Source organism: Pseudomonas sp. 2hn (assembly GCF_019646095.1).
GTDB lineage: Bacteria > Pseudomonadota > Gammaproteobacteria > Pseudomonadales > Pseudomonadaceae > Aquipseudomonas > Aquipseudomonas peradeniyensis.
Genome location: NZ_CP081016.1, coordinates 3,196,224 through 3,209,517, shown reverse-complemented (window position 1 = coordinate 3,209,517; position 13,294 = coordinate 3,196,224). Strand labels below are relative to the sequence as shown.

Annotated in this window: 8 protein-coding genes; 4 read left to right on the top strand and 4 right to left on the bottom strand. The window is 68.8% G+C overall.

Features of this window, described 5'->3' with window-relative positions; genetic code table 11:
- Positions 1–5: 5 nt before the first annotated feature.
- Positions 6–2,240 (bottom strand): Ig-like domain-containing protein, encoded by a 2,235-nt coding sequence (locus K2O50_RS14455; RefSeq protein WP_050705328.1) that lies wholly within the window; start codon positions 2,238–2,240, stop codon positions 6–8.
- A 26-nt stretch (positions 2,241–2,266) separates the two neighbouring features.
- Positions 2,267–3,613, bottom strand: a complete 1,347-nt coding sequence (locus K2O50_RS14450) for a hypothetical protein (RefSeq protein WP_050705329.1) — start codon at positions 3,611–3,613, stop codon at positions 2,267–2,269.
- A 622-nt stretch (positions 3,614–4,235) separates the two neighbouring features.
- Here K2O50_RS14450 and K2O50_RS14445 point away from each other — a divergent pair.
- Genes K2O50_RS14445 through K2O50_RS14430 form a run of 4 tightly spaced genes read left to right on the top strand, consistent with a single transcriptional unit; the run spans position 4,236 to position 9,829 of the window.
- A complete protein-coding gene (locus tag K2O50_RS14445; RefSeq protein ID WP_050705330.1) occupies positions 4,236–6,149 on the top strand; it encodes a sigma-54-dependent Fis family transcriptional regulator in 1,914 nt (637 codons plus the stop codon).
- 3 nt (positions 6,150–6,152) lie between these two features.
- Positions 6,153–7,880 (top strand): ABC transporter ATP-binding protein, encoded by a 1,728-nt coding sequence (locus tag K2O50_RS14440; protein ID WP_050705331.1) that lies wholly within the window; start codon positions 6,153–6,155, stop codon positions 7,878–7,880.
- Positions 7,870–8,547, top strand: coding sequence for a S8 family serine peptidase (locus tag K2O50_RS14435; protein ID WP_050705332.1), 678 nt, complete (start codon positions 7,870–7,872; stop codon positions 8,545–8,547). Before K2O50_RS14440 ends, K2O50_RS14435 begins: the two co-directional genes overlap by 11 nt.
- Complete coding sequence (locus K2O50_RS14430) at positions 8,540–9,829, top strand: NAD(P)/FAD-dependent oxidoreductase (RefSeq protein ID WP_050705333.1); 1,290 nt, start codon at positions 8,540–8,542, stop codon at positions 9,827–9,829. The genes K2O50_RS14435 and K2O50_RS14430 overlap by 8 nt, the downstream gene beginning before the upstream one ends.
- A 94-nt stretch (positions 9,830–9,923) precedes the next feature.
- Here K2O50_RS14430 and K2O50_RS14425 read toward each other — a convergent pair whose 3' ends face one another.
- Both K2O50_RS14425 and K2O50_RS14420 read right to left on the bottom strand, forming a co-directional pair.
- Complete coding sequence (locus K2O50_RS14425) at positions 9,924–11,237, bottom strand: hypothetical protein (RefSeq protein WP_050705334.1); 1,314 nt, start codon at positions 11,235–11,237, stop codon at positions 9,924–9,926.
- 100 nt (positions 11,238–11,337) lie between these two features.
- On the bottom strand, positions 11,338–12,831 hold the full coding sequence (locus tag K2O50_RS14420) for an aldehyde dehydrogenase (RefSeq protein ID WP_050705335.1): 1,494 nt from the start codon (positions 12,829–12,831) through the stop codon (positions 11,338–11,340).
- Positions 12,832–13,294: the final 463 nt, after the last annotated feature.

Genomic DNA, 13,294 nt, shown 5'->3' with positions numbered 1-13,294 from the left:
GGGGTTTACTGCACCACCACGTTGACCGTGCGCGTGGTGCCCTGGCTGCTGGTCACCGTGGCGGTCGGCGCGGCGGTGGGCACCAGGGTCGTGCTGTTGCTCACCGTCAAGCGCCAGCGGCCGGTGACCGGCACGGTGGTGGTACCGAGGGTCTGCACGCCGGTGGTGGTGGTCACGCGCACGGTGATGGTGTTGCCGGTGGTCACCGAGGATGTGCCGCTGATATCCCAGTTGAAGCGGTTGTTCGAGCGCGCCGTGACCGTCGCCGCGGTGACCGCGAAGGTTTCCTGGGCCGGCCGTGGCGACACCTGCACGGTGACCGTGCCGGGCGTCGAGGTGGCGCCGATCGAGTCACGGGCGATGTAGCTGAAGCTGGTGGTGAAGGCTGCGCTCACCGTGGCCGGTGGCGTATAGGTGATCACGTTGCCGTCGGTGCTGACCGTGCCGCGTCCGGCCGGGGTCGGCTGGGTGACGCTGGCGATGGTCAGCGGCAGGTTGCCTTCCGGGTCGGTGTCGTTGGCCAGGGCGTTGATGGTCACGGGCACGCCGAGGGTGGCGGCGCTGTCGGCCACCGCGCTTGGTGGACGGTTCGGCGCGACGTTGACGGTCACCGTGGCCGGGGTCGACTTCAGTCCCTTGGCGTCCTGGGCGCGGTAGCTGAAGGTCGCCACCACGGGCGCGGTGGCGCCGGCGGGTGGGGTGTAGGTCACCGCGGTGGTACCGTTGAGCACCACGCCGCCCAGGCCGGTACCCGGCTGGGTAAGGTCGGTAATGCTCAGTGGCACGTTGCCGTCCGGGTCGCTGTCGTTGGCCAGCAGGTTGAGGGTGATCGGCACCCCGACACTGGTGCTGCCGCTGTCGGCCTGGGCCACCGGAGCCTGGTTCTCGGCTGGCACCGGGGCATTGCCGACCACCACCACTGGCTCCACGTCGATACCGCCGTGGGCCGACTTGACGGTGATGCTGGCGGGTGGCTGGGCCAGGTCGTTGACCGTCAGGCTCTGCTGCACGCCGGACTTGGACATGCGCCCGAAGCCCTGTACGAGCAGGTCGGGCACCACCACTTCATCGCTGGAACGGGCCTCGACCAGCAGGCGCTTGGCGCTCCAGTCGTAGCGTGCGGTGGCGACCTTGACCACATCGCTGAGCTTGCTCGACAGCGCCGTCGGCCGCGTGGTGCCGGCCGGGCTGCTGGCGGTGACCACCACCACCGACGGTGGCACGGCCTGGCTCAGTTGCTGACTGAAGAACAGCCCGTTGTTGTCGGCGAGCATGCTGAACTGGCATGGCGACGGCGGCGAGCCGATCAGCGCCAGGCCGTTGCGCAGGCACAGGCTGGCGCTGTTCGGCGCCTTGGCGAAGACCTCGACGCGGGTGCCGGCGGCGTTGCGCTGGTAGGTGGCGCGCTCCAGCGTCACCGGGGTCTGCTGGCGCTGGTCGAGGACCTTGCCGGAGACGGTGAAGACGTTGGTCTGGATGGTGCCCGCCGGGCCCTGGATGCGCACGAAGTTGGTGTTGTTCGGGCTGCCGGTCACCGCCTCGGTGATGTTCGGGTCGCCGACGAAGGTTTCGGTGGCGCCGGTGTCCGGGTTGACCTCGGTGTACGGGCCGCCGACACCGCGCAGGAACGGGCCGAGGTTGCCGTTCAGGGCACCGCTGAAGTTGCCCGGCGCGCCGATGCCGATGTCGCGGGTGATGTTGATCGCCCGCCGGCCGGCGGTGGTCACGTTGACCGTCTCGACCCCGAACGGGTGGGTGATGGTGTAGGTGCCGGTGCGCGGCACCGAGGCGCGGATGCGGATGCGGGCGAAGCTCTGCTGGTCGCCGTTGACCGGGTTCTCGGCGGCGAAGGCCGCCTCGAGGCCGGCGACATAGACTTCCAGCTCGTAGCCGCTGTTGCCCACCTGCGGGATCTCGGTCTCGGCCAGGAACCAGAACATCTCCGGCGGCCAGTTGTCCGGGAACACCAGCGGCAGGGCGTCGTCGTAGACCCCGGGCTCGGGCAGCAGCGTGCACATGTAGGCTGGCGCGCCCGGCGCGCCCGGTGCCCGCGAGCTGGTGGCGCGTGACTGGCACAGCTCCAGGGCGAGGTTGTTGGCATCCTTGTACCACATCGGGTAGCCCCCGGTGGCGAAGGTGTAGGGGCCGGGATCGACCTCGCTCAGCGCGGCCCAGGCCACGCTGCTGACGCTAAGGGTGAAACCGGCGGCGCACAGCGCCCGACGCGACCAAGTATTCATGCGGCCTCCTTGAAGGCGGTGTCTGTTCATGGCACCAGCACCACGTCTTCGTTGTCGCTGCCGCCGTGGCTGCTGGTGACTTGCACCTGCGCCGGCGGGATGGGTGACAGCCCGGTGGTCAGGGACTTGACCGCGCCGTTGCCGCTCAGGTTGCCGATCAGCGCGCCGTTGCCGGTGCGGGCGGTGAGGGCGGGCGGGCTGGTCTCGTCGCTGCTGCTGGCAACCAGGGTCAGCTGGCCGCTGGCCAGGCTGTATTCGGCGCGGCTGATGGTCACCAGGTCGGTCAGCGGCATGGCGGCGCTGGTCGGCGTGCTGGTGGCGATGGCCAGGCTGTTGTCGGCGGTCACCTGCAGGGTCAGCGGCAGGGTCGGGTTGAGCGCCGACTGGGCGTACCAGGCACCGGTGCCATTGGCCTCGCCCAGGGGCAGGGGTGGCGTCTGGCTGGTCAGGGTGACCGTGGCCGGCGCCGGCGGCGCCATCACGAACACATCCTGCTGGGCCCGCAGGTCGCCGTTGACGGTGTGCCGCGAGTAGGTGCTGCGCTGCGGGATCAACGGCGTCGGCCGGTTGACCGTGGACAGCTTGCCGGAGATGGCGAACAGCTCGGTGCGCAGGTCGAGGCCGTTGGGGCCCTCGATGCGCACGAAGTTGGTGTTGAACGGGCTGCCGGTGACCGGCTCTTCCAGGTTCGGGTCGCCGATGTAGCGTTCGCTGGCGCCGGTGCCCGGGTTGGTTTCGGTGTAGGGGCCGTTGACGCTGCGCAGGAACGGTCCGACGTCGCCTTTGAGCGCGCCGCTGTAGTCGCCGGGAGAGCCGATGCCGATGTCGCGGGTCATGTTGATCGCCCGGCGCCCGCCCGCCGCCACGTCGAACACGTCGACGCCGTAGGGATGGGTGATGGTGTAGGTACCGGCCACCGGCACATCGACGCGGATGCGCACCCGGGCGAAGCTGACCTGGTCGCCATCCACCGGTTCCTCGGCGGCGAAGGCAGCCTCGATGGCCGAGCCGAAGCTCAGGTCGATACCGCGGGCGGCATCGACGATGGCGGCATCGGCGGTGAACCAGAAAGCCTCGTCGGGGAAGTTGCTGGGGAAGACGATCGGCTGGGTATCGTCGAACACGCCGGGTGTGGGCAGCAGCGTGCACATGTACGACGGCGCGCCGGGGGCACCGGCGACCCGTGAGCTCACCGCCTTGGACAGGCACAGGTCGAGCACTCGGCCATGGCTGTCCTGGTACCAGGCGGGGAACTTGCCGGTGGGCAGGGTATACGGGCCGCTGTCGACCGCATACAGCGCAGCCTGGGCCGGTAGCTGGAGCAGGCCGGCGAAGATCGCCACGGCCAGCGGGTGGGGAGTCGGTCGGTGCATGAGTTGCTTCCTCCTGCAAACGGGCCCATGGGTTGGGGCGTCTGCAGAGGCATCGGCAACTGTTGTGCCAGGTTTGCTGGATTGCAGGGCAGGGGCTTTGAAACGAGGGTTTCAGCGCTTCTGGAAAATATCCGTCGAGGTCTGGCGGGTGGGCGGGAGGACCCAGCATTGGGGAATGGGGTAGGGCTTTCAGGTGTTCGCCGATAGCCTTGCAGCGCTTATGAGATCGAGCGCCGCCCGCGCGGCGCATCGCGACGCAAGGCCGCTCCTACATCTGTTTCGGGCCAGTCAATCCTGTGCCATCACCTGGTACGCCTTGTTGGTACGACGCGGTTTCAGTGTGGGCACCAATGGCGCTCCACCTGTCTCAAGACATGTGCCAAGGCGGGCAACCATGGCCTGACAGGTTTGGCACGTTGCAACAAATGTAGGAGCGGCCTTGCGTCGCGATGCGCCGCGCGGGCGGCGCTCGATCTGATAGGCGCTGAAAATTCCCCGGCATACATCACCCGGCATACCCCTCCCAGCGCATACCTGATGACTGCCAACGATTTCTGACGCACACTGCCGAAAAATCCGATGCCCATTGCCCCGCCTTAGCGGGGCACCCCTGGAGCACGCAATGGCGCGACAACTTCCAACAACAAACGCCAACGACCCGCTGCAGCAATCCCGCCTGGTCCGCCTGAAACTGGCCAATGAAGGCGAGCTGCCCTCCGGCATGCTGCGTGATGAGATCGACGCCTCCTGGCGCCGCAGCCTCGGCCACGGCCTGGACTGCCTGCAGGGCGAGCAGGTGGGCCTGGGCATCCGCCATGGCCTGGACCTGCGCGCGCTGCTGGAGCACAACCGGCTGCTGATCGACGCGGTCACCCCCGAACTGGATTACCTGGTCAAGCGCCAGGGCAAGAGCGGCATCGTCATCCTCGGTGATGCCCAGGCCAACGTACTGGCCATCGAGGGCCAGAAGCAGACACTCGAGCGCGAGGGCCTGCGCGACCTGCACCCGGGCAGTTGCTGGAGCGAGGCCCTGCGCGGCACCAACGCCATCGGCACGGCGGTGGTCGAGGGGCAGCCGACCCTGATCAACTGCGGCGAGCACTATCTCGACCGGCTCAGCCCGTTCTCCTGCACTTCGGTGCCCCTGCGCGATCCGCGTGGCGAGGTGATCGGCGTGCTTGATGTGACCCGTGAAGGCGTCATGGCCCAGCCCCAGGACAGCCTCACCACGCTGCTGCTGGCCGCCGGCAATATCGAAAGCCGGTTGTTCGGGCTGTATCACCCCGAGCACCTGGTGTTGGCCTTCCACAGTCGGCCGCAGTACCTGGCCAGCGCCTGGCAGGGCCTGCTGGCGCTGAGCCTGGAAGGCGAGGTGCTGGCGGCCAACGACAATGCCTGCCAGTTGCTGCAGATGCCGCGCCAGACACTGCTTGGGCGGCGCAGCAGCGACCTGCTGGGCGAGCGTTCGCCGGCATTCATCGCCCGCCTGTGGCAGGGCGGTGTCAGCAGCGTGCAGACCGCCAAGGGCGAATTCTTCTTCCGCGCCTTGCAGCTGCCACGGCATGGCCGTATCAGTGGTCCGACGCCCGCCGCCAGGCCGGCCGAACCGGCCAAGACCCAGGCCCTGGAGGCCCTGGCCGGCGGCGATGCACGCCTGGCCCGTGCCCTGCGCATGGCCCGCCAGGGCCTGGCCAATGGCTTGCCGGTGCTGCTGTTGGGCGAAACCGGTACCGGCAAGGAAGTTGCCGCCCGTGCCCTGCACCAGTCCGGCCCGCGGGCCGACAAGCCGTTCGTGGCGGTCAACTGCGCGGCGATTCCCGAGGGCCTGATCGAGTCCGAGCTGTTCGGCTACCGTGAGGGCGCCTTCACCGGCTCGCGCCGTGGCGGCATGGTCGGGCGGCTGATGCAGGCCCATGGCGGCACGCTGTTCCTCGACGAGATCGGCGACATGCCACTGGCCTTGCAGGCGCGCCTGTTGCGTGTCCTGCAGGAGCGTCGGGTGGCGCCGCTGGGCGCCGGCGACGAGCAGGACATCGACGTGGCGCTGATCTGCGCCACCCACCGTGACCTCAAGCGACTGGTCGCCGACAAGCAGTTCCGCGAAGACCTCTACTACCGGGTCAACGGCGTATCCCTGCGCCTGCCGGCACTGCGCGAGCGCGACGACCTGGCGACGCTCATCCAGGGCCTGCTGGACAAGTCCGGGGCCAGGGGCGTGCGCCTCGATGCGCCATTGGTGGCGCTGCTGGAGAACTTCGACTGGCCGGGCAACATCCGCCAGCTGGAGATGGTGGTGCGCACCGCCCTGGCGATGCGCGAGGAGGGCGAGCAGGTGCTGACCCTCGACCACCTCACCGACTGCCTGCTCGACGAGCTGGCCAGCGGCGCCGCGCCGTCCGGCAGCCTGCGCGACAACGAACTGGAGCTGATCCGCGCCGCCCTGGCCCGGCATCAGGGCAACGTCTCGGCAGCGGCCGAGGCCCTGGGCATCAGCCGCGCGACGCTGTACCGCAAGCTCAAGCAGTTGCGTGGTTGAGCCATGGGCGGACTGTTTTCCCGGCTGATCGAATCCCGCGACCCGGCGCTGATGCGTCAGGCGCTGGCCTGGCTGTATGGCTTCGTGCGTCCACACCGTGGCGCCATCGGCGTGCTGCTGGCGCTGTCCCTGGGCGCCTCGCTGCTGGCCCTGGCGCAACCCTGGCTGGTCAAGACGCTGATCGACGAGGGGCTGCTGGCCAAGGACTACCAGACCCTCTGGCACATGGCGGCGATCATGATCGTCGCTGGCCTGCTCGGCACCGTGCTGGCCGGGGTCAACCGCTACCTGCACACGCGGCTGTCCGGGCGCATCCTTTTCGCCCTGCGCGACGACTTGTACCGCCACTTGCAACGGCTGTCGCCGACCTTCTATGGGCGGCGGCGCACCGGTGACATCCTGTCGCGGCTGGACGGCGATGTCGCCGAGATCCAGCGCTTTGCCGTGGACTCGCTGTTCTCGGCAGTGTCGGCGCTGATCGGCCTGGTCGGCGCGGTGGCCCTGATGCTGATGCTGTCCTGGCAGCTGTCGCTGCTGCTGGCGCTGCTGATTCCGCTCGAGGTGCTGTGGCTGCGCTGGATGCGGCGCAAGGTCGAGCGCGAGGTGCGCAGCCTGCGCGAGCGCTCGGCGGACGTGTCGTCGTTCCTGGTCGAGACGCTGCCGGCGATGAAGTTCATCCAGGCCGCCGGCCAGCAGCAGCGCGAGGCCGAACGCCTCGACCGGCTGGGCCAGGGCTACATGGGGCAGTTGCTCAAGGTACAGGTCACCGAGTTCTTCACCCAGGCGGTGCCCGGCACTCTGACCTCCTGGTGCCGGGCATGTGCGTTCCTGGTCGGCGGCTGGTGGGTGATCCAGGGGACCTGGCAGCTGGGCGCGCTGATCGCGTTTTCCACCTACATGGGCATGGCCGTCGGCCCGGTGCAGAGCCTGCTGGGCCTGTACGTGGCGGTGCAGCGGATGGCCGTGAGCCTGGGGCGGGTGATGGAACTCAAGCGGGAGGCGGTCGCGGTGCGCGAGGCGGATGATCCCAAACCCATGCCGCAGGGGCCCGGCGAGCTGCGCCTGGACGCGGTGAGCTTCGCCCACGACGGGCGCCAGGGGAGGGTGCTGGACAAGGTCGATGCCTGCCTGCCGGCCGGGGCCAAGGTCGCCATCAGTGGCGCCTCCGGCGTCGGCAAGTCGACGCTGATCGACCTGTTGCAACGCTTCTACGACCCCGATGGCGGACGCATCCTGCTCGATGGCGTCGACCTGCGCGAGCTGGACCTGCAGGCCCTGCGGCGACGCATCGCCGTGGTCAGCCAGGACATCGTGCTGTTTCGCGGCACCCTGGCGCAGAACCTGGCCTACAGCACGCCCCAGGCCAGCCGTGACGACCTCGAGCGGGTGGTGCGCCTGACCCGCCTGGAGAGCCTGGTACAGAGCCTGCCGCTGGGGCTCGACGGCTTGCTGGGCGAGCGTGGCCAGCAGCTGTCCGGTGGGCAGAAGCAACGCATCGCCATCGCCCGGGCGCTGCTGCAGCAACCGGCGATCCTGGTACTGGACGAAGCCACCTCGGCGGTGGATGAAGCCACCGAGCGCGAGGTGATCGCCGCCATCGACCAGCTGTTCGCCGGGCGCACGCGGATTCTCATCAGCCACCGCGCCTCGACCCTCGCCGATGCCAACCTGCACCTTGAGCTGCACGGCGGGCAGTTGCGCAGCAAGGAGCCCGCCGACCATGGCCGCTGAACCGTGGATTGGCGTGATCGACAGCGGCTGCTCGCCGGAGCAGGAAACCGGCCTGCTGGATGCGCGTCGCTTCTGGCTCGAAGAGGGCATGTTGCGCGAGGGTGACTTGCTACCGGACGCCTTGGGCCATGGCAGCGCCGTGCTGGCGCGGCTGCGCGCCGAGTCCGGCGCCCAGCCCGTGCTGCTGGCCCAGGTGTTCGCCGGGCAGGGCAGCACCAGTGCCTTGCAGGTGGCGGCTGGTCTGTTGTGGCTGGTGGAAGCCGGCGCGAGCGTGGTCAACCTGAGCCTGGGCCTGCGCCAGGACCGCCCGGTGCTGCGCCAGGCCTGCGCCGAGGCCGTGGCCGCCGGGGTGCTGCTGTGCGCCTCCAGCCCGGCGCGGGGCGAGCCGGTGTACCCGGCCAGCTACCCTGGGGTCATCCGCGTGACCGGCGATGCCCGCTGCGCTGCCGGGCAGTGGTCGTGGCTGGACACGGCCCAGGCCGACTTCGGCGCGGCGGTCGGTAGCGATGGCGGGGCAGGCGCCAGTCTGGCCTGCGCCGCATTCAGCGGCCGGGTGGCGGCCCTGCTGCGCGATGAGCCCGGCATGACCCGGGAGGCGCTGTTGCGGTGGCTGAAAACCCACGCGGCGTTCGCCGGCCCTGAGCGCAAGGGGCCGATCAATGCCTGAAGCAAGCATCCTGGTACTCGGCGCCGGACCTGCCGGCGCGGCCACGGCCCTGGGGCTGCGACGGATGGGCTACCCCGTCACGGTGGTGTCCGACTGGCGCCGCTTTGCCGCGGTGGAAGGCGTGTCGCAGCGGGTGCTGGAGGGCCTGCGTCATGCGGGCCTGGGCGCCGCCCTGGCCGAGGCCACCACGCCGGCCACGCGCCAGGTGCACTGGAACGGCGAGCGGCTGCAACCGAACCAGGAATGCCTGCTCGATCGTCAGCGTTTCGACCAGGCCCTGCGCGATGACCTGCGCCGCGCCGGTGTCGAGCTGATCGAAGGGCGTGTGCGCGAGGTGGAGCGGGGGCAGGAGTACCGGATACACCTGGACGACGGTCGCACCCTGCACGGCGAGTTCCTGGTCGAGGCCCGTGGTCGCCAGGCCCCGTTGAGCGAAGGTCGCCTGCGCGGGCCGGAGACCGTCAGCCTGCTCAACCTCTGGCAGGCCGCGCCCGGCACGCCGGCCTCGGCGGTGGAGAGCCTGGACGACGGCTGGGCCTGGATGGCGCGACTGGCCGATGGCCGCTGCTACTGGCAGGTGACGCTGGACGCGACGGCGGCGCAGCTGCCGGGCAAGGCGGCCTTGCCCGAATACTGTGCCGAGCGTCGGTGTGGTTCGGTGCTGGTGGCGCAGCTGTTCGATGAGCGGGCCTTCGCTCCCGCCCAGGTGCATGCCCGTAGCAGCACGGCGATCCTCGCCGGCAACTGCGCGGGCCCGGACTGGCTGCGGGTTGGCGATGCCGCGATGGCGGTCGACCCGCTGTCGGGAAATGGCATCTTCCAGTCGTTGTCCTCGGCGCTGCAGGCGCCCGTGGTGATCAATACCCTGTTGCAACGACCCGGACAGGCGGACTTGGCGCAGCGCTTCCATCAGACGCGGGTCGAGCAGCTGTTCCTGCGTTTTGCCCGGATCGGCCGGGATTTTTACGCGCAGGAAGCGCAGCGCGGCGCACAGCCGTTCTGGGCTCGGCGCCGAGGGTGGCCGGATGCGCAGCCGCTGCACGCGGCTGCGGACTGGCAGGCGGTGCGGGTGGAGCGACGCCCGGTGCTGCGTGATGGTTGGGTGGAAGAGGCCGAGGTGGTGGTGACGGCGGACCAGCCGCTGGGGGTGTGGCACCTGCAGGGTGTCGAGCTGGCGCCGGTGGTGCGTGGCGTACAGGCTGGCATCGGCCTGGAGCGCCTGGTGACACAGGCGCACCAGCCGATGGTTGCGCGCTGGTTGCGCGTACAAGGTTTCTGCTGAGGATTCATCGCGGGGCAAGCCCGCTCCCACCGGTGCTGCATCAGTCAGCAAACCTTGCGTGGGAGCGGGCTTGCCCCGCGATAGGGCCTTTGGTCTAGAAGAACGTCCCGACCACCAATTGCAGGTATGTCCCGCTCTCCCGCCCACCCAGCTGCACGCCGCCATCCTGCGCACTGCGCTGTGGGGTATAGAACCCCACCAGCGGGCTGATCAGCCAGTGTTCGTTGACCATCCACTCCACATACAGGTCCACCTCGCGCCCACCCAGGTTGCCCTGGTCGGTCTCGAGCGTGTCGAAGTCAAAGTACAGCGCCCCCACGGTCAGGCCCTCTCGCGGCGTGGCCTTGAGTGCCACATGGTGCACCTGGGTGTTGCTGTTGAAGGGCCCGGCGTAGTTGGCGGCCACCTCGCCCTGGAACCAGGTGCCGTAGCCACGGCTCAGGCCATAGAACAGCGGGTCGAAATGCTCCGAGAAGCGGCTGTAGCGGTAGGTGGCGGTGGGCGACCAGGGCAGTGCGGAGAAGGTCCAGTTGCCCTCCAGGTACCAGGCGTTCTCGCGTCCGCCAGTGCGGTCCTGGGTGACGTACTCGGCGGCCAGCTCCAGGTCCTTCACCCCCAGGTTGCCGCGCCCGCGCAGGCTCAACGTGTCCATGCCGTCGCGGTGTTCCAGGCCGAGGATCTCGGCGTAGCGGCGGTCGACATCCAGGCCGTGGATCCAGCTCAGGCCCACGGTGCCTGCGTCGGCGACATGTTCGAGGTTGGCCACCGCCATGGCGGTGTCGGCCTGGAACGGGTTGTCGGACTTGAGCCACATCAGGTCGCCACGCCAGCCTTGCTTGCCGCCCAGGCGCAGCACGGCGGTGCGGTCGAAGGCCTTGCGCGCCGCCAGGTAGTAGGCGCCGCCACGGTCGAAATCGGCGCCCAGGTCGACATTGCCGGCATTGACCGGGTCGCCCTGGATCAGGAAGCCGTCGCCGAGGGTGATGACCTGGCGACCGCCGGAGAGGTCGATGCCATCTTCGCCGAGGGCCGGGAACAGGTTGCCCGAGCGCCAGCCGAGGTAGGCGTCCTCGACGCCGGTGCGACGCTCGTTGCCGAGGGTGAAACCGGCGGCGTCGCCATCGCCCCAGGTGGCCGAGCTGAGCAGGCTGAAGGCACCGTACAGCGTGCCGCTGTCGGCCAGGGCCTGGCTGGCGCTCAGGCCGTATTTGACGTAGCCCTCGCGCCAGTTGCTGCTGCCGGGCTGGCGGTTGCCGAACTGGTCGAAGCTCTCGTCGCTGTGGAAGACGCCGAACAGGGCTTCGAGGTTGGCGTCCAGGGTGGTGCCGGCGTTGTTGTAGAGTTCATGCGCCTGGGTGAGGGGCGAGGCCAGCAGCAGGGCCAATGTGCAGGCGAGTTTGTGCGTCATGGTGTGCTCCATGTTTTTATTGTGGTCTTGGTGTTTCTATCGCGGGGCAAGCCCGCTCCCACGACTTGAAGGCCATCTGTTGTGGGAGCGGGCTTTCAGGCTAGAGCTTGATCAACACCGACTTCAGCTCGGTGTAGTGCTCGATCGCCGCCGCGCCCATCTCGCGACCGACGCCGGAGAGCTTGTAGCCGCCGAACGGCAGCGCCGGGTCCAGCGCGCTGTGGCAGTTCACCCACACCGACCCGGACTTGATCCGCGGGATCATCCGGTGCACCGCGGCGAGGTCGTTGGACCAGATGCTCGCGCCCAGCCCGTAGGGGTTGTCGTTGGCCATGCGCACCACCTCGTCGAGGTCGTCGAATGGCATGGCCACCAACACCGGGCCGAAGATTTCCTCCTGTACCAGGCGGTGGCGCTGGTCCACGTCGACGATCACCGTCGGCTTGACGAAGTAGCCTGGGCCGAAGCCTTCGCCGCCGCAGGCGACGGTCGCGCCCAGCTCGCGACCCAGGTCGATGTAGCCGGTAACCCGGTCCTGCTGCTTGGCCGAGATCAGCGGCCCCATCTGCACGGTGGGGTCCAGGCCGTTGCCCAGTTTCATGGCGTTGGCGATGCCGGCGATATCGGCCACCACGTTGTCGAAGTGCTTGCGGTGCACGTACAGCCGGGAGCCGGCGCAGCATACCTGGCCCTGGTTGAAGAAGATCGCCGTGGCGGCGCCGGCGGCGGCTTGCTGCAGGTTGGCGTCGGGCAGGACGATGGTCGGCGACTTGCCGCCCAGCTCCAGGGTGACGCGGGTCATGTTGTCCATGGCGGCCTTGCCGATCAGCTTGCCGACCTCGGTGGAGCCGGTGAAGGTCAGCTTGTCCACGCCCGGGTGACGGCTCAGGGCGGCGCCGGCGTTCAGCCCGGTGCCGGTGATCACGTTGAACACGCCGTCCGGGTAACCGGCCTCGCTCACCAGCTCGGCGAGCTTCAGCGCGGTCAGCGGGGTTTCGTCGGCCGGCTTGAGGACCACGGTGCAGCCGGTGGCCAGGGCCGGACCGAGCTTCCAGCAGGCCAGCAGCAGCGGGAAGTTCCAGGCGACGATGGCGCCGACCACGCCGACCGCTTCGCGGCGGATGAAGCCGTGGAACTGATCGTCGGGCATCAGCGGCAGCGAGGGCTCGACCGTGCTGCCTTCGAGCTTGGTGGCCCAGCCGGCCATGTAGCGCAAGAAATCGATGGCCAACTGCACGTCCATCGCCTGGGCCACGGCGGCGCTCTTGCCGTTGTTCAGGCATTCCAGCTCGGCCAGCTCCCGGGCATCGCGCTGCATCAGGTCGGCCAGGCGCCACAGCAGGTTCTGCCGTTCACGCGGGCGTGTGCGGCTCCAGGCCGAATTGTCGAAGGTCTGGCGCGCGGCCTGCACGGCACGGTCCACGTCCTGGGCCTCGGCCGCGGGCACTTCGCCGAGGACCTCGCCGGTGGCCGGGTTGCGCAAGGTCATGGTGCGGCCGCTGGCGGCGTCCTGCCAGTCGGCGCCGATGCGCATCCTGAGCTTGCGTGCGAGGAAGTCGCGTGTGGCGGGGAGGATCGGCAGTTCGGAATGCATGGGGCGGTGCCTCTTGTCAGGGTTGTGACCAGGGCAGGGGCAATGGGCGTGCCAAAGGACTCGGATGCCGGGTAGGCCCAGCTAGTGGTGGCTTTTGCCGGATTGGGAGTAGAAAGAACAAGGGTTGATCTGTTGCATATTGAGATCGGGTGAGACGTCATGTGATACAGGTTCGCGGGCGCTGGGGCCGCTGTGCGGCCCTTTCGCGGCACAAGGCCGCTCCTACAGAGGATCACGGTTTCCTGTAGGAGCGGCCTTGTGCCGCGAAAGGGTTGCGAAGCAGCCCCGGCATTGCCAGCCCCGGCAAATGTCTCAAGGTGAAACACCCAGTCGCGAAATGGGACGTTCACCTACAACCCCAGACGCTGGCCCATACCCGCAAAACCAAGGCAACTCACTGATCCATAACATTTTTGCTGCAACTGGCACACTTCCTGTATCGCAACTGTCACATGCACACCGC